Origin of the sequence: Streptomyces luomodiensis (assembly GCF_031679605.1) — a bacterium.
GTDB classification, from domain to species: domain Bacteria; phylum Actinomycetota; class Actinomycetes; order Streptomycetales; family Streptomycetaceae; genus Streptomyces; species Streptomyces luomodiensis.
The window spans coordinates 6870416-6888523 of the sequence record NZ_CP117522.1 but is presented as its reverse complement, the minus strand read 5'-3'; the positions used below and the strand labels follow the sequence as shown (position 1 = coordinate 6888523).

The 18108-nt window shown below is 70.5% G+C and carries 15 protein-coding genes, 5 tRNA genes and 2 pseudogenes; 7 read left to right on the top strand and 15 right to left on the bottom strand.

Annotation, left to right across the window (positions count from 1 at the left end):
• Nucleotides 1-10: 10 nt before the first annotated feature.
• Genes PS467_RS29145 through PS467_RS29135 form a run of 3 tightly spaced genes read right to left on the bottom strand, consistent with a single transcriptional unit; the run spans nucleotide 11 to nucleotide 2974 of the window.
• Complete coding sequence (locus PS467_RS29145) at nucleotides 11-1183, bottom strand: D-alanine--D-alanine ligase family protein (protein ID WP_311037715.1); 1173 nt, start codon at nucleotides 1181-1183, stop codon at nucleotides 11-13.
• A 34-nt stretch (nucleotides 1184-1217) separates the two neighbouring features.
• The gene (locus PS467_RS29140) at nucleotides 1218-2219 is read right to left on the bottom strand and encodes an NAD(P)H-dependent glycerol-3-phosphate dehydrogenase (RefSeq protein ID WP_311037714.1); all 1002 of its coding nucleotides are present in this window, start codon (nucleotides 2217-2219) and stop codon (nucleotides 1218-1220) included.
• Complete coding sequence (locus PS467_RS29135; protein ID WP_311037713.1) at nucleotides 2216-2974, bottom strand: lysophospholipid acyltransferase family protein; 759 nt, start codon at nucleotides 2972-2974, stop codon at nucleotides 2216-2218. Before PS467_RS29135 ends, PS467_RS29140 begins: the two co-directional genes overlap by 4 nt.
• A gap of 170 nt (nucleotides 2975-3144) precedes the next feature.
• Between PS467_RS29135 and cofC the strand changes: the two are divergent.
• A pseudogene (gene cofC / locus PS467_RS29130) lies at nucleotides 3145-3759 on the top strand (2-phospho-L-lactate guanylyltransferase); the annotation flags it as partial.
• Between the two features lie 495 nt (nucleotides 3760-4254).
• Here the strand turns inward: cofC and PS467_RS29125 are convergent.
• From PS467_RS29125 to leuC, 4 genes are all read right to left on the bottom strand, one after another.
• Nucleotides 4255-4833 (bottom strand): HU family DNA-binding protein, encoded by a 579-nt coding sequence (locus PS467_RS29125; RefSeq protein WP_311037712.1) that lies wholly within the window; start codon nucleotides 4831-4833, stop codon nucleotides 4255-4257.
• A gap of 125 nt (nucleotides 4834-4958) precedes the next feature.
• Nucleotides 4959-5204, bottom strand: coding sequence for an SCO5555 family protein (locus PS467_RS29120; RefSeq protein WP_268974629.1), 246 nt, complete (start codon nucleotides 5202-5204; stop codon nucleotides 4959-4961).
• Between the two features lie 124 nt (nucleotides 5205-5328).
• Entirely contained in the window at nucleotides 5329-5922 is a 594-nt protein-coding gene (leuD, locus tag PS467_RS29115) for a 3-isopropylmalate dehydratase small subunit (RefSeq protein ID WP_311037711.1), read from the bottom strand.
• A 6-nt stretch (nucleotides 5923-5928) separates the two neighbouring features.
• Complete coding sequence (gene leuC / locus PS467_RS29110) at nucleotides 5929-7359, bottom strand: 3-isopropylmalate dehydratase large subunit (RefSeq protein WP_311037710.1); 1431 nt, start codon at nucleotides 7357-7359, stop codon at nucleotides 5929-5931.
• A 142-nt stretch (nucleotides 7360-7501) separates the two neighbouring features.
• On the opposite strand from leuC, the gene ndgR reads away from it, so the two are divergent.
• Together ndgR and PS467_RS29100 are read left to right on the top strand one after the other, a co-directional pair.
• Nucleotides 7502-8218, top strand: coding sequence for an IclR family transcriptional regulator NdgR (gene ndgR, locus PS467_RS29105; protein ID WP_030834082.1), 717 nt, complete (start codon nucleotides 7502-7504; stop codon nucleotides 8216-8218).
• A gap of 97 nt (nucleotides 8219-8315) precedes the next feature.
• Nucleotides 8316-8423: pseudogene (locus tag PS467_RS29100) on the top strand (MerR family transcriptional regulator); the annotation flags it as partial.
• Nucleotides 8424-8469: 46 nt separating this feature from the next.
• On the opposite strand, the gene PS467_RS29095 reads toward PS467_RS29100, so the two are convergent.
• The 8 genes from PS467_RS29095 to PS467_RS29060 form a co-directional block, all read right to left on the bottom strand.
• A tRNA-Glu gene (locus PS467_RS29095) sits at nucleotides 8470-8545 on the bottom strand.
• A gap of 37 nt (nucleotides 8546-8582) precedes the next feature.
• A tRNA-Gln gene (locus PS467_RS29090) sits at nucleotides 8583-8654 on the bottom strand.
• Between the two features lie 13 nt (nucleotides 8655-8667).
• Nucleotides 8668-8740: transfer RNA gene (locus tag PS467_RS29085), tRNA-Glu, on the bottom strand.
• A gap of 31 nt (nucleotides 8741-8771) precedes the next feature.
• A tRNA-Glu gene (locus tag PS467_RS29080) sits at nucleotides 8772-8844 on the bottom strand.
• A gap of 50 nt (nucleotides 8845-8894) precedes the next feature.
• A tRNA-Gln gene (locus PS467_RS29075) sits at nucleotides 8895-8966 on the bottom strand.
• Between the two features lie 167 nt (nucleotides 8967-9133).
• Nucleotides 9134-10621 (bottom strand): glutamate--tRNA ligase, encoded by a 1488-nt coding sequence (gene gltX, locus PS467_RS29070; protein ID WP_311037709.1) that lies wholly within the window; start codon nucleotides 10619-10621, stop codon nucleotides 9134-9136.
• Nucleotides 10614-11405 (bottom strand): fumarylacetoacetate hydrolase family protein, encoded by a 792-nt coding sequence (locus PS467_RS29065; RefSeq protein WP_268974622.1) that lies wholly within the window; start codon nucleotides 11403-11405, stop codon nucleotides 10614-10616. Before PS467_RS29065 ends, gltX begins: the two co-directional genes overlap by 8 nt.
• Nucleotides 11406-11525: 120 nt before the next feature.
• Nucleotides 11526-11735: a hypothetical protein gene (locus tag PS467_RS29060; protein ID WP_311039990.1), complete on the bottom strand. Its 210-nt coding sequence runs from the start codon at nucleotides 11733-11735 to the stop codon at nucleotides 11526-11528.
• 567 nt (nucleotides 11736-12302) lie between these two features.
• Here PS467_RS29060 and PS467_RS29055 point away from each other — a divergent pair.
• The 4 genes from PS467_RS29055 to PS467_RS29040 all read left to right on the top strand — a co-directional run bounded on the left by PS467_RS29055 (nucleotide 12303) and on the right by PS467_RS29040 (nucleotide 17826).
• Nucleotides 12303-16322, top strand: coding sequence for a sensor histidine kinase (locus tag PS467_RS29055; protein ID WP_432280644.1), 4020 nt, complete (start codon nucleotides 12303-12305; stop codon nucleotides 16320-16322).
• 9 nt (nucleotides 16323-16331) lie between these two features.
• On the top strand, nucleotides 16332-16745 hold the full coding sequence (locus PS467_RS29050) for a roadblock/LC7 domain-containing protein (protein ID WP_020868201.1): 414 nt from the start codon (nucleotides 16332-16334) through the stop codon (nucleotides 16743-16745).
• A gap of 105 nt (nucleotides 16746-16850) precedes the next feature.
• The gene (locus PS467_RS29045; RefSeq protein ID WP_311037707.1) at nucleotides 16851-17261 is read left to right on the top strand and encodes a DUF742 domain-containing protein; all 411 of its coding nucleotides are present in this window, start codon (nucleotides 16851-16853) and stop codon (nucleotides 17259-17261) included.
• A complete protein-coding gene (locus PS467_RS29040) occupies nucleotides 17242-17826 on the top strand; it encodes a GTP-binding protein (RefSeq protein WP_311037706.1) in 585 nt (194 codons plus the stop codon). The genes PS467_RS29045 and PS467_RS29040 overlap by 20 nt, the downstream gene beginning before the upstream one ends.
• Nucleotides 17827-18108 lie beyond the last annotated feature (282 nt).

The following is an 18108-nucleotide window of genomic DNA, read 5'->3' as shown; positions in this document are numbered from 1 at the left end:
CGGGAGCGGTCTAGCGCAGTCCCGTCGAGCGGCGCAGCGCGGCCTGGAGCAGCCGGTCCACCAGCTCGGGATAGCTCACACCGCTCTCCTGCCACATGCGCGGGTACATCGAGATCGGGGTGAAGCCGGGCATCGTGTTGATCTCGTTGATCACGAACTCGCCGCTGTCCAGCAGGAAGAAGTCGGCCCGGACCAGCCCCTCGCAGGACGCCGCGTCGAAGGCGGCCACCGCGAGCTCCTGGACCCGCCGGGTCTGCTCCTCGGTGAGCGGCGCGGGCACGATGCCGTCCGCGGAGTCGATGTACTTCGCCTCGAAGTCGTAGAAGGCGTGGGAGGAGACCGGCGGGATCTCGGCGGGCACGCTGGCCCGCGGCCCGTCCTCGTACTCCAGCACCCCGCATTCGATCTCGCGGCCGCGCAGCAGCGCCTCCACGATGACCTTCGGGTCGTGGCGCCGGGCCTCCTCGATGGCCGCGTCCAGGTCCGCCGCGTTCTCGACCTTGCTGATGCCGAAGGACGAGCCGGCGCGCGCGGGCTTCACGAAGAGCGGCCAGCCGTGCTCCTCGGCGAACTCCACGATCCTGCGACGGGCGGCGGAAGGATCCTGCTCCCAGGCCCGGGGGCGGATCACCTCGTACGGGCCGACGGGCAGCCCGAAGGAGACGAACACCCGCTTCATGTACTCCTTGTCCATGCCCACGGCGGAGGCGAGCACCCCGGCGCCCACATAGGGCACCCCGGACAGCTCCAGCAACCCCTGGAGGGTGCCGTCCTCACCGTACGGGCCGTGCAGCATGGGGAAGACGACGTCGACGTCGCCCAGCGCCTTGGGCACCGCGCCCGGCTCGCTGTAGACGACCTCGCGGTTCCCCGGGTCGACCGGGAGGACGACCGAACCCTCGCTGGACTCGGCGAGCCGTTCGACGCTGGGCAGCTCGCGGCCCGCGATGGCCATCCGCTCGGGCTCGTCGGCGGTCAGCGCCCAACGGCCGTCCACGGTGATGCCGATCGGCAGCACGTCGTACTTCTCGCGGTCGATGGCGCGCAGCACGGCGCCGGCGGTGACCACCGAGATGGCGTGCTCGGAGCTGCGGCCGCCGAAGACGACGGCGACGCGCGGCTTCCGCCGCTCACCTCCGGAGGAAGCCGGAACAGGGCCTGGGGAAGGGGTCTGGCTGCTCATATCGCGTTGAGATTACCTTGCGGTCCGCGCCGCGTCAGTGCCGCTCGGCCTTGGCGCTGCGGGACATCAGCTCTTTGAGTGCGACAAGGGGCTGTTTGCCGTCGTGCACGATCCCGACCACGGTCTCGGTGATGGGCATGTCGACGTCGTGGCGGCGGGCGAGATCCAGCACGGACTCGCACGACTTGACGCCCTCCGCGGTCTGCTTGGTGACCGCGATGGTCTCCTCCAGTGTCATCCCGCGGCCCAGGTTGGTGCCGAAGGTGTGGTTGCGGGAGAGCGGGGAGGAGCAGGTGGCCACGAGGTCGCCCATACCGGCCAGGCCCGCGAAGGTGTGCGCGTCGGCGCCCATCGCCAGGCCCAGCCGGGTCGTTTCGGCGAGGCCGCGGGTGATGAGCGACGCCTTGGTGTTGTCGCCGAGCCCCATGCCGTCGGCGATGCCCACGGCCAGCGCGATGACGTTCTTCACCGCGCCGCCCAGTTCACAGCCGACCACGTCGGTGTTGGTGTACGGGCGGAAGTACGCGGTGTGGCAGGCGGTCTGGAGGCGGCGCGCCACGTCCTCGTCGGGGCAGGCCACCACGGAGGCGGCGGGCTGCCGGGCGGCGATCTCCTTGGCGAGGTTGGGCCCGGTGAGCACCGCGACGCGCTCCGCGGGCGCCTTGGCGACCTCCTGGATGACCTCGCTCATCCGCTTGGCGGTGCCGAGTTCGACGCCCTTCATCAGGGAGACCAGCACGGTGTCGCCGGGCAGCAGCGGGGCCCATTCGGCGAGGTTGCCGCGCAGCGTCTGGGAGGGCACGGAGAAGACGGTGAACTCCGCGTCGCGGGCGGCCTCGGCCGGGTCGGTGGTGGCCCGGACGCCGTCGGGCAGCCGGACGCCGGGGAAATAGTCGGGATTGACGCGTTCGGTGTTGATGGCCTCGACGACACCGGGCCGGCGGCCCCACAGCGTCACCTCGCAGCCGGCGTCGGCGAGCACCATCGCGAAGGCGGTGCCCCAGGAGCCGGTGCCGAAGACGGCGCAGCGCGTCACTTGCTCTCCTCATCGGCCACCGGGAACGGTCGGCCGTCGGTGCGGGGGCGGGTGGGCCGGTCGGGCCGCCGGGCGGGCGCGGGCTCTCCGCGCACCTCGGACAGGAGGTCGGTGATGGCGTCCATGATGGTGTCGGTGGCCGCCCGGAGGACCTCGGCGGTGGGCTCCTGGCCGTAGAACTCGGACAGGTCCACCGGCGGGCCGGCGTGCACCTTGAGGGTCTTGCGGGGGAAGAGGCGCAGCCGCTTCTCCTTGGCGTACGGCGGAACGGCCTCGTTGGCGCCCCACTGGGCGACGGGGATGACCGGGGCCTTGGTGAGCAGCGCGACCCGCGCCGCACCGGTCTTGCCGCGCATGGGCCACATGTCGGGGTCCCGGGTGAGGGTGCCCTCGGGGTAGAAGGCCACGCATTCGCCCTTGTTGATGGCGTCCACGGCGGCCCGGAAGGCGTTGGCGGCGTCGGTGGACTCGCGGTAGACGGGGATCTGTCCGGTGCCGCGGAGCATGCTGCCGACGAAGCCGCCCCGGAAGAGGGCGGCCTTGGCGAGGAAGCGCGGCACCCTTCCGGTGTTGTACTGGAAGTGCGCGTAGGAGAGCGGGTCGAGATACGAGTTGTGATTGATCGCGGTGATAAATCCACCGTCGGCGGGAATGTGCTCCATTCCGTGCCAGTCCCGCTTGAACAGAACCACCAGCGGCGGTTTGATCAAGACCGCTGCCATGCGGTACCAGAAGCCGATTCTGCGGCCGGACACTCGGAACATCCTCTCTTGGACCCTGCTGACCTGCTGGCTTGCTGCCGTCCGGGCAGCCGCACAAGTGTCGCTCCAGGTACCCCGTCTGTCGAGGACACCGTAACCCCGCACGTCTTCGGCGAGCCGGGCGGCAGGTCAGAATGAGGTCCGTGGGAACAAACGGAGCCCGTGTGACCTGGACCCTCGTGGTGCCGCTGAAACCCTTGTCACGAGCCAAGACCAGGCTCTCCGACGCCGCAGGGGACGGTCCCAGGGCCTCGCTCGCGCTCGCGTTCGCGCAGGACACGGTGGGCGCGGCGCTGGCGAGCCGGTGGGTGCGGGGCGTGACCGTCGTCACCGACGACCCGCTCGCCGGACGCGAGCTGTCGGCCCTCGGCGCCCGGATCCTGCCCGATCTCCCCGGGCGCGGTCTGAACGCGGCGCTGGCGCACGGCGCCGACGCGGTCCGCGAGGAGCGCCCGGAGGCCGCCGTGGCGGCGCTGAACGCCGATCTCCCGGCGTTGCGGACCGCGGAGCTCGACCTGGTGCTCGAGGCCGCCGCCGGCTTCTCACGCGCTTTTCTGGCGGACGCCGCGGGGGTGGGCACCACACTGCTCTCGGCGGCGCCGGGGGCCGGCCTCGCGCCCGCCTTCGGCGGCCCCTCCCGGGTCCGGCACCGGGCGTCGGGGGCGCGGGAGATCGAGCTGGCGGGGGTGGACTCGGTGCGGCGGGACGTGGACACGGCCGGGGATCTGCGCGCGGCGGTGGCCCTGGGCGTGGGCGTCCACACCAGGGCTAGGCTGGCGGACATGCAGGGAACCGCCTACACGTACGACCCCGAGACCCGCGCCGGCAGCGTGCTGCTCGACGACGGCACCCCGCTGCCGTTCGACACCGCGGCCTTCGACGCCGGGGGGCTGCGGATGCTGCGCCCGGGGCAGCGGGTGCGGATCGAGGTGGCGGGCGAGGGCGAGGAGCGCCGGGTCGTCCTGGTCACGCTACAGACGTTCTGAGCGACGCGGACTTTTGAGCTACGGACGTTCTGAGCGAGGCGGACGTTCTGAGCGAGGCGGACGTTCTGAGCGACGCGGACGTTCTGAGCTGCCAACGTTCTGAGCGAGGCGGACGCCCTGAGCACGGACCTTTCACGGGTCCGGAGGTGACGGACGGCCTGGAGCGTCTGGAAGACCTGGAACACCCGGAGCGGCGACGCCGGACCGGGCGCCGACAGCACCGCGGGCCGGGCTCCCTCGGGGAGCCCGGCCCGGCGCGTGAACGGTGCGGCGCCTGTGCGCCGCCGACTAGCGCTTCCTCGCGGTGGTCTTCTTCGCGGTGGTCTTGCGCGCGGTGGTCTTGCGGGCCGGGGCCTTCTTCGCCGTGGCCTTGGCGGGTGCCTTCTTGGCGGCGGGGGCCTTCTTGGCGGGGGCCTTCTTCGCCGCCGCCTTGGCCGGGGCCTTCTTGGCGGCGGGGGCCTTCTTCGCCGCGGGCGCCTTCTTCGCGGGAGCCTTCTTGGCCGCCTTCTTGGCCGCGGCCTTCTTCGCCGCCGCCTGGAGGCTGCCCTTGGGGGCCTTCTTCACGGCGACCTCGCCCCCGCGCGGGAGCTTCTTGGAGCCGCTCACCAGGTCCTTGAACCCCTGGCCGGGACGGAAGCGGGGCACCGAGGTCTTCTTGACCCGCACGCGCTCCCCGGTCTGCGGGTTACGGGCGTACCGGGCAGGACGTTCCACCTTCTCGAACGAGCCGAATCCAGTGACCGAAACTCGCTCCCCGGCGACGACCGCCCGGACGATGGCATCCAGGACGGCGTCGACCGCATCGGCGGCCTGCTGACGGCCGCCGAGCTTGTCGGCAATCGCTTCTACGAGCTGCGCCTTGTTCACGTCTTCCCCTTCGGAGGCATTGCCGGAATCAATGTGTTCAAGCTTTTTCGCACGTTAGGCAGATATATACCGCAAATCAAACACGAAACGGGCTAATCACCCTTGTGCCGCAACGCACTAGATCGTCACGGACTTCCGTCGGTGTCGGGATCTTGGGGGAAACGCCCCTCGTCGATGTCGTTCATCAACCGCTCCAGACGCTTTGCCGCGCCCGCGAGATCGTGTTTCGCCGCCGAGGTGATGACCAGCAGCTTCCGGGACAGCGCCATCCGTACGCCCTCCGGGACTTGCAGTGCGCGCACCTTTGCGTGCGCTTCCTTGAGCCGGTCGGCGACGAGGCCGTAGAGCTCGAGTTGGCCGTCGCGTTCCATGCACTGATTGTGCCATCTGAGGCGAGTTGTCGCTTCATGGGGCCTCAACATGCCGATGCGCCGCCGGTCCGAGGACCGGCGGCGCATCTTGCCAAACCCGCTCTACGCAGGGGAAACCGGGGGGTCAGACCTCCACGGTGCTCGGCTTGAAGGAGGGGCGGCGCGCCTCGTACGCGGCGATGTGCTCCTCCTCCCGGAGGGTGAGGCTGATGTCGTCCAGCCCCTCCAGGAGTCGCCACCTGGCGTTCTCGTCAAGCTCAAAATCAGCCGTGATGCCCTCGGCTCGAACCTGGCGGGCGACGAGGTCCACGGTGACCTCCGCGGCGGGGTCCGCCTCGACCAGCTTCCACAGCTGGTCCACGGTCTCCTGCGGCAGGACGACGGTCAGCAGTCCGTTCTTGAGGGAGTTGCCGCGGAAGATGTCGGCGAAGCGGGACGAGATGACGGCCTTGAAGCCGTAGTTCTGCAGCGCCCACACCGCGTGCTCACGCGAGGAACCGGTGCCGAAGTCGGGGCCGGCCACCAGGACCGTTCCGTCCTTGTACTCGGCCTTGTTGAGCACGAACTCCGGGTCCTTGCGCCACGCCTCGAAGAGTCCGTCCTCGAAGCCGTCGCGGGTGACCTTCTTCAGCCAGTGCGCCGGGATGATCTGGTCCGTGTCCACATTGCTGCGGCGCAGCGGGATGGCCCGGCCGGTGTGCGTGGTGAATGCTTCCATGACTGCTCAGGCCCCCACGGGAGTCGATACGGCGGCGTCGGACAGGTCGGCGGGCGAGGCCAGGTGGCCGAGCACCGCGGTGGCGGCGGCGACCTGCGGCGAGACCAGGTGGGTCCGGCCGCCCTTGCCCTGCCGGCCCTCGAAGTTGCGGTTCGACGTGGACGCCGACCGCTCACCGGGCGCGAGCTGGTCGGGGTTCATGCCCAGGCACATCGAGCAGCCCGCGTGCCGCCACTCGGCGCCGGCGGCGGTGAACACCTTGTCCAGACCCTCCTCGACGGCCTGGAGGGCGACCCGCACCGAGCCGGGGACCACCAGCATCCGTACGCCGTCGGCCACCGAACGGCCGGACAGCACCGAGGCGGCGGAGCGCAGGTCCTCGATGCGGCCGTTGGTGCAGGAACCGACGAAGACGGTGTCCACCGTGATGTCGCGCAGCGGCTGACCCGCCGTCAGACCCATGTACTCCAGGGCCTTCTCGGCGGCGAACCGCTCGCTGGCGTCCTCGAAGGAGGCGGGATCCGGAACCGAGGCCGACAGCGGCGCGCCCTGGCCGGGGTTGGTGCCCCAGGTGACGAACGGGGCGAGTTCGGAGGCGTCGATGACGACCTCACGGTCGAAGACCGCGTCGTCGTCGCTGCGCAGGGTGCGCCAGTACGCGACGGCGGCGTCCCAGTCGGCGCCCTGGGGGGCGTGCGGGCGGCCCTCCAGATAGGCGAAGGTGGTCTCGTCCGGGGCGATCATGCCCGCGCGGGCGCCCGCCTCGATGGACATGTTGCACACGGTCATCCGGGCCTCCATCGAGAGCTTCTCGATGGCGGAGCCGCGGTATTCGATCACATAGCCCTGACCGCCGCCGGTACCGATCTTCGCGATGATCGCCAGGATCAGGTCCTTGGCGGTGACCCCCTCGGGCAGCTCGCCCTCGACGGTGATCGCCATGGTCTTGAACGGCGCGAGCGGCAGCGTCTGGGTCGCCAGCACATGCTCGACCTGGCTGGTGCCGATGCCGAACGCGAGGGCGCCGAAGGCGCCGTGGGTCGAGGTGTGGCTGTCACCGCAGACCACGGTCGTCCCGGGCTGGGTCAGTCCCAGCTGCGGTCCCACCACGTGGACGACGCCCTGCTCGACATCGCCGAGCGGGTGCAGACGGACGCCGAACTCCGCGCAGTTCTTGCGCAGCGTCTCCAACTGGGCGCGGGAGACGGGGTCCGCGATCGGCTTGTCGATGTCGAGCGTGGGGGTGTTGTGGTCCTCGGTCGCGAGGGTGAGATCGGTACGACGGACCGTGCGACCCGCCTTGCGCAGGCCGTCGAACGCCTGCGGGCTGGTCACCTCGTGCAGCAGGTGCAGATCGATGAAGAGCAGGTCAGGCTCGCCTTCGGCGTGCCGGACGACATGGTCGTCCCAGACCTTCTCCGCGAGTGTCCGTCCCATCGCTTTCCCTCCGGCCGGCGCCAGTGCCGGCCCAACTCGTGTCGAGTGCGTGCCCTGGTCTGCGGGCCCACCATTTACAGAGTGGCGGGTATCCCAGGAAATTGAACTTGCGTTTCACAGTGTGAGACGCGAGTATCGTTTCATGGACAACACTAGCGGTGTCGGCGTTCTCGACAAGGCGGCTCTGGTGCTGAGCGCCCTGGAGTCCGGTCCGGCCACCCTCGCCGGACTGGTCGGGGCGACCGGTCTCGCCCGCCCCACGGCACACCGGCTCGCGGTAGCACTCGAGCACCACCGGATGGTGGCGCGGGACATGCAGGGACGCTTCATTCTGGGCCCGCGCCTGGCCGAGCTGGCCGCGGCGGCGGGCGAGGACCGGCTGCTCGCCACGGCCGGTCCGGTACTCACCCACCTCCGGGACGTGACCGGCGAGAGCGCGCAGCTCTACCGGCGCCAGGGAGACATGCGCATCTGCGTCGCCGCGGCCGAGCGGCTGTCCGGACTGCGGGACACCGTGCCGGTCGGCTCCACCCTCCCCATGAAGGCCGGCTCGGCGGCCCAGGTGCTGATGGCCTGGGAGGAGCCCGAGCGACTGCACCGCGGGCTGCAAGGCGCCCGCTTCACCGCCACGGCCCTGTCGGGCGTACGGCGGCGGGGCTGGGCCCAGTCGATCGGCGAGCGGGAGCCCGGCGTGGCATCCGTCTCGGCCCCCGTGCGCGGCCCCTCCAACCGCGTGGTCGCCGCCGTCTCGGTCTCCGGACCGATCGAGCGGCTGACCCGCCACCCGGGCCGGATGCACGCCCAGGCCGTGATCGACGCGGCAGCACGCCTGACGGACGCACTGCGCCGGGGAAATTGATCACCGCCTTACGGCGCCCATGGCGCCCTTACGCCCGCTTCAGCGACAACCGGTCGGCCGCGCGCTCCCCGCGGCGGCCGACCGGAACGACCCGCCCGAGCGGATCGAGGCCGTGGTGGCGCTCACGGTGCTCTACGAACCGGTGCTGCTCAGCCTGCGGCGGCTGGCGCAAACCGAGGAATCCGGCCGCCGCTTCGGAGAGTGACCGGGATACGGAAAAGCCCTCCGCGCTGTCGCGGAGGGCTGCTCGCTGGTACCCCCGACCGGATTCGAACCGGCGCTACCGCCTTGAGAGGGCGGCGTGCTAGGCCGCTACACAACGGGGGCCTGATTGCGTACACGCTGCTGCGCATCATGTACAGCGCTGGGCTACCAGGACTCGAACCTAGACTAAATGAACCAGAATCACTCGTGCTGCCAATTACACCATAGCCCATGGTATAGACCAGTACCCCCGACCGGATTCGAACCGGCGCTACCGCCTTGAGAGGGCGGCGTGCTAGGCCGCTACACAACGGGGGCCCTAGCGATCTCCATCTTTCGAGGAGATCCGTACCCCCGACCGGATTCGAACCGGCGCTACTGCCTTGAGAGGGCAGCGTGCTAGGCCGCTACACAACGGGGGCTTGGTCCTGCTTTGATCAAGAGATCCACCAGAGAACCGAGGAATCTCCTGCTGGGGTACCAGGACTCGAACCTAGACTAAGTGAACCAGAATCACTCGTGCTGCCAATTACACCATACCCCACCAAAACGCCACCCCCGTAAGGGGTTTTGTTTGGTTTGCGCCTCCGGCCCGACCTCTCGGCCGCCCGTCCGGCGCAGGAAGAACATTACCCGATGGTGGACGGGCCACCAAAACGAGTATCACCGCGAGTGGCGCCGCCGCGCGGGCACGGGCGGCGCCCCGCGTCCCTATCCGGCCAGCTTCGCCAGCGCCGCGTCGACCCGGGCCAGCGTGCGCTCGCGGCCCAGGACCTCCAGGGACTCGAACAGCGGCAGGCCGACCGTGCGGCCGGTGACGGCGACACGCAGCGGGGCCTGGGCCTTGCCCAGCTTGAGGCCGTGCTCCTCGCCGGCCGCGAGGACCGCGGCCTTCAGGGTCTCGGCGTCCCAGTCCGCCTCGGCGAGCCGGGTACGGACCGAGGCCAGCAGCGCGTCGGCGCCCGGCTTCATCGCCTTGGTCCAGGACGCCTCGTCCGCCACCGGCTCGTCGAGGAAGAGGAAGTCCACGTTGGCGGTGATGTCGGACAGGACGGTCAGCCGGGTCTGGGCCAGCGGGGCCAGCGCCGCGAAGCCGGCCGGGTCGAAGGCCTCCGGGGCCCACGGTGCGTGCGGGGCCTTCAGCCAGGGCTCGCACGCCTCGATGAACGCCTTCACGTCCAGCCGCCGGATGTGGTCCGCGTTGATCGCCTCGGCCTTCTTGAGGTCGAAGCGCGCCGGGTTGGCGTTCACCGCCGAGATGTCGAACGCCTCGACCATCTCCTCCATCGAGAAGACGTCCCGGTCGGCGGAGAGCGACCAGCCCAGCAGGGAGAGGTAGTTGAGCAGCCCCTCGGGGAGGAAGCCGCGCTCCCGGTAGAGGTTCAGCGAGGACTGCGGATCGCGCTTGGAGAGCTTCTTGTTGCCCTCGCCCATGACATACGGGAGGTGGCCGAAGACCGGCACCGTGCCGGGGCCCACGCCGATCTCGGCGAGCGCCCGGTAGAGCGCGATCTGGCGCGGGGTGGAGGACAGCAGGTCCTCGCCGCGCAGCACGTGCGTGATCTCCATCAGCGCGTCGTCGACGGGGTTGACGAGCGTGTAGAGGGGAGCGCCGTTGGCCCGCACGATGCCGTAGTCCGAGACGTTCTCGGGGGTGAAGGTCAGCTCACCGCGCACCAGGTCGGTGAAGGTGATCGGCTCGTCCGGCATCCGGAAGCGGACGATCGAGTCGCGTCCCTCGGCCTCGTACTCCGCGATCCGCTCGGCGGTCAGGGTGCGGCAGGTGCCGTCGTAGCCGGAGGGCCGGCCGGCCTTGCGGGCCGCCTCGCGGCGCTCCTCCAGCTCCTCGGCGGTGCAGTAGCAGCGGTAGGCGTGGCCCGCCTGGAGCAGCTTGTCCGCGACCTCGCGGTAGATGTCCATCCGCTGCGACTGGCGGTACGGGGCGTGCGGGCCGCCGACCTCGGGGCCCTCGTCCCAGTCGAAGCCCAGCCAGCGCATGGCGTCCAGCAGCTGCGCGTAGGACTCCTCGGAGTCGCGCGCGGCGTCGGTGTCCTCGATACGGAACACCAGGGTGCCGCCGTGGTGACGGGCGTAGGCCCAGTTGAACAGGGCCGTGCGGACCAGGCCGACATGGGGGTTGCCGGTCGGCGAGGGACAGAAACGAACCCGCACGGGGGCGGAGGAGGGTGCGCTAGCCACGCTTGATCACCTTGTTGGTGAGAGTGCCGATGCCTTCGATGGTGACGGCGACCTCGTCGCCGACGGAGAGCGGGCCGACGCCCGCCGGGGTGCCGGTGAGCACGACGTCGCCGGGGAGCAGCGTCATCGCCTCGGTGATGTGCACGATCAGATCCTCGATCGGGCGCACCATCTCGCTCGTCCGGCCGAGCTGACGCTGTTCACCGTTGACGGTGCACATGATGCCGAGATCCCCGGCGCGCGTCAGGTCGATATCGGTCTCCACCCAGGGGCCCAGCGGGCACGAGGTGTCGAAGCCCTTGGCCCGCGCCCACTGCTTCTCGCGCTGCTGGGCGTCGCGGGCCGTGATGTCGTTGCCGCAGGTGTAGCCGAGGATGACGTCCTTGACGCGCTCGCGCGGGACCTCACGGCACATCCGTCCGATGACCACGGCCAGCTCGGCCTCGTGGTGCACCTCGGAGGAGAAGGAGGGGTAGACGACGGGGTCGCCGGGGCCGATCACGGAGGTGGACGGCTTGAAGAAGACGACCGGGACGTCGGGGACCTGGTTGCCCAGCTCCGCCGCGTGCTCGGCGTAGTTGCGCCCGATCGCGACGACCTTGTTGGGCAGGACGGGCGGCAGCAGCCGGACCTTGCTCAGCGGGACCTTCTGGCCCGAGCGCTCGAATTCGGCGAAGGGATGGCCCTTGATGATGTCGATGACGGGACCGTCCTGACCGGACGGCTCGCCCTCCACCACGCCGAAGGCGACGTTGCCGTCGATGGAGAATCTGGCGATGCGCACGGGAAGCCTTGGCTCCTTGACTGAACTGGCTGGAGACTGACGCTCCAGGCTATCGCTCCGCGCCTCGCGCCCCGCCGTCCCGCCCGCCGGCGGTGGTGGTGTCCGCCACGACCCGGGGGATCAGCGGCCCGGGACCTCGGTCAGCACGGTGCGCTTGGGGTTCGCGGTCCGGCTCGGCAACTCGACGCGGGGCTCCGGCCGCTCCTCCTCGGACTCGGCCGGCAGTTCCGCCGCGTCCACGACGTCCTTGATCTCCTTGACGTCCTTGAGGTGCGCCAGGGTGGTGCGCCGCGGGTTGGCTATGGAGCGGAACATCATCGTCGTCTTCACTTGGTCCATGCCTCGCTGTTTGTCGTTCGTACCGGCTCTGTAAAGCGTCAGGCTAGAGGCCGCCTTGCCCATGGATTCACAGGAAAAGTCGCCGCAAGCATGTGATATTGCTCACGACCGATCGGGCAAATGCCTCATAGAGGGCGGTCGATTCAATCGCACCAACCGGACATCACATACCCGAACCTGACGTTCCGCTCTTGATCATCGCTAGCCGGACACCAGGTCGCGGCCATCGATTCGTAACCGAAAGTCCGTTATCGCCGACATGGCTTTCTACGTCCGGTAATAAGGACCGCACTGAGCGTCACGCGCATCACAGCCTTTTCCGTTGCCCTTGTTGCAGCATCCGGCACTGTGCTGGAATTCCCGGGACCGCCGCAGGAATCGGCCGGCGCGCACGGGGGCGCAACACAGAGGCGCCGAGCGGCGGGGGGCTCCTCTTGTCGACAGGAAAGGAAGCGCGCCGGTCACTCACGACCGACAGGGGGGATCGCGGTCCCCCACGACTCGACACCGCTCCGCCGCACCGTCGGCGGGGCGCCTGGTCCAGAGGTTGCGACGCTAGTGCAGGGACGTTTCAAGAGGGATGGTGTGGGGGCTCCCCAGGCCCGCCAGGGCCGAGGGGAAGCTTCGGCGGACCCGGAGCCGCGTGGCGGGGCCGACCGCGGCTCCTCGCCCCAGCGCGCCCAGAGCAACGGCAGGACGCCGGGCGATCAGAGCCCCGAGTCCGGTGCGCGGAGCGCCACCCGGCCCAGTGCGCCCGGCGGCGGAGAGGCCGCGGACCAGCCGGCCAAGCCGAAGACCCCCGGCGGCCCCAGCGGGCCCGGCAGCCGCCTGGCCCTGCGCAACTGGCGCATCAGCACCCGACTGGTCTCCCTGCTCGCGCTCCCGGTGGTCGCCGCGACCACCCTGGGGGCGCTGCGCATCGAGGGCTCGCTGGAGAACATCCAGCAGCTCGACCAGATGAAGCTGCTCACCGAGATGACGCAGCAGGCCACCCAGCTGGCCAGCGCGCTCCAGGAGGAGCGCGACAAGTCGGCCGGTCCGCTGGCCGGCAAGGGCAACGACAAGGACGACCGGGTCGTCTCCACCCGCGAGGACACCAATCGCGCCATCGCGGCCTTCCGCGACGCCACGCACAAGATCGACCCCGGCGACCAGTCGATGGCCGGTGTCCAGTCCACGCTCGTCAACATCGACCGTCAGCTCGGCAAGATCAACGAGGTCCGCGACAATGCGTACGACAACAGTCAGTACTACTCGCTGACCGTCCAGGACTACAACGAGCTGATCAACTCGCTGCTGTCGCTCTCCCAGGACATGGCGCAGGCGACCAGCAACCGCGCGATGATCAACAACACCCGCGCGCTCGCCACCTTCTCCTCCGCCAAGGAGTACGCCTCCATCCAGCGCGCGCTCATCAGCGCCGCCCTCGCCGACCCCAAGGGCGCCGACTTCTCCGCCAACGACCGCCGCTTCGCCAGAACGGCGGTGGACAAGGAGAACGAGGCGCTCAGCCGCTTCAAGCAGATCCGCCAGGGCAACTCCGAGGATCTGCTCGAGCCCCTGGACAGCCGCCCGGACATCAAGGCGGCGACCATGTACGCCGACCGCGCGGTGCGCGACCCGGAGGGCCTGAAGGCGGAGAAACGCACCGATCTGGACTGGTACGACCAGGACAGCATCAAGATCGAAGAGATGAGCAAGATCGAGGAGACGCTGCTCAGCGAGATGCAGCAGAAGGCTCGTGAGCTCCGCGACTCCGCCCAGCAGGACGCGATCCTCAACGGTGCGCTGATCCTGCTGGTCCTCGGCGTCTCCCTGGTCGGCGCCTTCGTCGTCGCCCGCTCCATGGTCCGCTCGCTGCGCCGCCTCCAGGACACCGCGCAGGAGGTCTCCCAGAAGCGGCTGCCCGAACTGGTCAAGCAGCTCTCCGAGTCCGACCCGCAGGATGTGGACACCTCCGTCGAGTCCGTCGGTGTGCACAGCCGGGACGAGATCGGAAGGGTGGCCGCGGCCTTCGACGACGTCCACCGCGAGGCGGTCCGGCTCGCCGCCGAGCAGGCCCTGCTGCGGGGCAACGTCAACGCGATGTTCACCAACCTCTCGCGCCGCAGCCAGGGCCTCATCCAGCGCCAGCTCTCGCTCATCTCCGAGCTGGAGAGCCGCGAGGCCGACCCGGACCAGCTGTCCTCGCTCTTCAAGCTCGACCACCTCGCCACCCGTATGCGCCGGAACGGCGAGAACCTCCTGGTCCTCGCGGGCGAGGAGCCCGGCCGCCGGTGGACCCGGCCGGTGCCGCTGGTGGACGTGCTCCGTGCGGCCGCCTCCGAGGTGGAGCAGTACGAGCGCATCGAGCTCAGCTCGGTCCCGGCGACCGAGGTCGCCGGCCGGGTCGTCAACGACCTGGTGCACCTCCTGGCCGAGCTGCTGGAGAACGCCACCTCCTTCTCCTCGCCGCAGACCAAGGTCAAGGTCACCGGTCACGCCCTGCCCGACGGGCGGGTGCTGGTCGAGATCCACGACACCGGTATCGGGCTCTCCCCCGAGGACCTGGCCGCGATCAACGAGCGGCTGGCCTCCCCGCCCACGGTCGATGTGTCGGTCTCCCGGCGCATGGGTCTGTTCGTGGTCGGCCGGCTGTCGCTGCGCCACGGCATCCGCATCCAGCTCCGGCCGTCCGACTCGGGCGGTACGACGGCGCTGGTCATGCTGCCCGTCGACGTCGCCCAGGGCGGCCGGAAGCCGGCCCCGCAGGGCCCCGGCGGCAAGGCGGGCCAGGGCGGGCAGGACGCGGCCGGCGGCGGTCAGGGCAACGGCTCGGCCGGACTGCTCGGCTCGTCGCCCTCCCGCCGCCAGGTTCCGGGCGGGGGTCCGCGTACCGCGCTGCCGGGCCAAGCCACCGGCAGCGGACTGCCGACCCGTCCGGTCGGCGCCGGTGCGGGCCCCTCGGGCGGTGCCCCGTCCGGCGGCACCAACTTCTTCGAGGGCGGACGGCCTCCCGGCCCCCGGCCCAGCACTCCCTCGGGCCCCGGCGCTCAGGGCGGCCCCGGTGTTCAGGGCGGCCCCGACTCCTCCGGCCGCCCCTCGCTTCCGCAGCGTGGTGAGCGCCCGACCGTCGCCCCGCCGACCGGCACCCCGGCCCGTGCCGACGCGGGCGACCAGGGCGGCCGCCCGCAGCTGCCCACACGCGGCCCCGCGCCCGAGCTTCCGGCCCCCACCCAGCCCGGCACCAGCTGGGGCGCGCGCCGCGCCGCGGCGGGCGAGGACGACTGGCCGACCGCCCCGCGCGACGCGGGGGACACCCCGCGCGGGCACGAGGAGTTCGACTCGACGGGGCAGTTCGCCCAGCCGGACCTCGGCGGCACCCCGGAGCGGCGCGATCCGTTCGGCAACCGCGGTCCCGGCGACACCGGCGAGCTGCCGCAGCTGGGCGACGGCCCCAGCATGTTCGAGCCGCGCCGCGCGCCCAGCGGATCGCGGGGCGGCCAGGGACCGGGTGACACCGGCCAGTTCCAGCGTCCCGACTACGACCGCGGCCCCGGCGACACGGGCGAGTTCGCCCGCCCCGAGCTCGGCCAGGGACCCGGTGACACCGGCGCGTTCCAGCGTCCCGACGTGGGCGGCCCCGGCGACACCGGAGAGTTCGCCCGGCCCGAACTCGGCCAGGGACCGGGTAACACCGGCCAGTTCCTCCACCCCGAGCTCGGCCAGGCTCCCGGCGACACCGGCACGTTCCAGCGTCCCGACGCGGGCGGCCCCGGCGACACCGGCCAGTTCGCCCGGCCCGAACTCGGCCAGGGACCGGGTAACACCGGCCAGTTCCTCCACCCCGAGCTCGGCCAGGCTCCCGGCGACACCGGCACGTTCCAGCGTCCCGACGCGGGCGGCCCCGGCGACACCGGAGAGTTCGCCCGCCCCGACATGGGGGGCACCGGCGAGTTCCCGCTGCCCCAGGGCCCCCAGGGCGAGGGGCGCACCGGCGACCCGCTGCCGCCCGCCGGCCCCGGCGACGGCCGTACGCCGATCTTCGACACCATCGAGTCGACCTGGCTTCGCAACCAGGACGAGGACCCGGGCGCTGCGGACTTCCAGGACGGGGGCCGGCGGTTCCCGTCCGAGTCCTCCGCGCCCGAGCCCACCCCCGGCCGGCCCGCCTCGGCCGTGCCACCCCTCTCGTCCCGCGAGCCGCAGTCGGCCTCCCGGGGCACGGGCGAGTTCGCCGGCTCGGGCGCCAACGGCACCGGGCTGGACGGACACGACCTGACGGGGTCCCACTGGCGTACGTCGCCCCACAACGACGAGCGCTGGCGCCGCGCCGAGCAGATCCGCGAACCAGCGGCCGGCGGTATCACGTCGTCCGGGTTGCCACGGCGGGTGCCCCGCGCGAACCTCGTGGAGGGCGCCGCACACCAGCCGCAGCAGCCCGACCGGACTGGGCCGCAGGTGTCTCGCGCGCCCGATGATGTACGCGGAAGGCTGACCAACCTCCGCCGGGGAATTCAGCAGGGTCGTCGGGCCGGCACCGGACTCGGCGACAACCATGATCGCGGCATTGGCCCGACTTACCAGCAGGAGCGTTAGTTGAGCCCGATGAGCCAGGCGGCGCAGAATCTGAACTGGTTGATCACCAATTTCGTGGACAACACCCCCGGGGTGTCCCACACCGTGGTGGTCTCCGCCGACGGACTCCTTCTGGCGATGTCCGAAGGCTTCCCCCGTGACCGAGCCGATCAACTGGCGGCGGTGGCCTCCGGCCTGACCTCGCTCACCTCCGGAGCCTCCCGCATCTTCGAAGGCGGCGTGGTCAACCAGACCGTCGTCGAAATGGAACGAGGCTTCCTCTTCATCATGTCCATCTCCGACGGATCCTCCCTCGCCGTACTCGCCCACCCGGAGTGCGACATCGGCCTCGTCGGCTACGAGATGGCCCTGCTGGTCGATCGCGCGGGCAATGTCCTCACCCCGGACCTGCGTGCCGAACTACAGGGCAGCCTGTTGAACTGACCCATCGACCATCCGACGCCCGTCCACCCGGCCCCGGCCGGGCAGGCCCCCACCGGCACCGACCGACGGCGCGACCGTCACCTTGTTGTCCGACCGGAGGATCCAATGACCCCGCCCCCTGCCCCGCCCGGCCCGTACGGCGGCCATCACCAATCGCCGTACGGGGGTGAAGGCGACCAGCCGTTGGTGCGCCCGTATGCCATGACCGGTGGCCGGACCCGGCCGCGCTACCAGCTCGCCATCGAGGCGCTGGTCAGCACCACGGCCGACCCCGTGCACCTGCAGGGACTGCTTCCCGAGCACCAGCGGATCTGCCAGCTGTGCCAGGAGGTCAAGTCGGTCGCGGAGGTCTCGGCGCTGCTCAACATACCGCTGGGTGTGGCGCGGATCCTGGTGGCGGACCTGGCGGAGGCCGGCATGGTGGCCATCCACCAGCCCGGGGGCGGTTCGGAAGCGGGCGGGACCCCGGATGTGACACTGCTCGAAAGGGTGCTCAGTGGACTTCGCAAGCTCTAGCGGCGCTCCCCCGACCAGCGCGACCACCTCCGCGAAGATCGTGGTGGCGGGCGGCTTCGGCGTGGGCAAGACCACGTTCGTCGGCGCGGTCTCGGAGATCAACCCGCTGCGCACCGAAGCCGTGATGACGTCGGCCTCGGCGGGGATCGACGATCTGAGCCACGTCCAGGACAAGACCACGACGACCGTGGCGATGGACTTCGGCCGTATCACGCTGGACGACGACCTGATCCTGTACCTGTTCGGCACACCGGGTCAGGACCGCTTCTGGTTCATGTGGGACGACCTGGTGCGCGGTGCCATCGGCGCCGTGGTCCTGGTCGACACCCGCCGCCTCGCCGACTGCTTCCCCGCCGTCGACTACTTCGAGAACTCCGGACTGCCCTTCGTCATCGCCCTCAACGGCTTCGACGGACAGCAGCCGTACAGCCCCGAAGAGGTCCGCGAGGCCCTCCAGATCGGCCCGGACACCCCCATCATCACCACCGACGCGCGCCACCGCAGCGAGGCCAAGAGCGCGCTCATCACCCTCGTCGAGCACGCGCTGATGGCCCGGCTCAAGTAGGGACCGCTGTCCGGAAGTTGTCGGGCGCGGCGCAAGGCGGGCCGTGTTGTTCGACACGGCCCGCTCGTCGTTCATAACGTTTCGACAGAGATCTGGCCCGGCCGTCGACACTGAGTGCGTTCGGACAGCTCCGTTGTGCATTCGAATGGTTCGGCGTTTGCCACGGCTCATCCGTAACGCCCGTTTTATCTCTGGTCCGGACAACGGACTGAGCGCTTCACGCACTGTTTGGAAAGCACCTGCGGGGCGTGCTGGAATTCCCTGAACTGGGCAGTCAGGGCT

Excerpts from the sequence above, each read along its gene's own strand:
- PS467_RS29120 (WP_268974629.1), bottom strand. The coding sequence starts at position 5,204 with ATGGAACGCGACGGCCAACTCGAGCTCTACGGCCTCGTCGCCGACCGG.
- PS467_RS29045 (WP_311037707.1), top strand. The coding sequence starts at position 16,851 with ATGACCCCGCCCCCTGCCCCGCCCGGCCCGTACGGCGGCCATCACCAA.
- PS467_RS29145 (WP_311037715.1), bottom strand. The coding sequence starts at position 1,183 with ATGAGCAGCCAGACCCCTTCCCCAGGCCCTGTTCCGGCTTCCTCCGGA.
- ndgR (WP_030834082.1), top strand. The coding sequence starts at position 7,502 with ATGGACAACACTAGCGGTGTCGGCGTTCTCGACAAGGCGGCTCTGGTG.
- leuC (WP_311037710.1), bottom strand. The coding sequence starts at position 7,359 with ATGGGACGGACACTCGCGGAGAAGGTCTGGGACGACCATGTCGTCCGG.
- leuD (WP_311037711.1), bottom strand. The coding sequence starts at position 5,922 with ATGGAAGCATTCACCACGCACACCGGCCGGGCCATCCCGCTGCGCCGC.
- PS467_RS29050 (WP_020868201.1), top strand. The coding sequence starts at position 16,332 with ATGAGCCAGGCGGCGCAGAATCTGAACTGGTTGATCACCAATTTCGTG.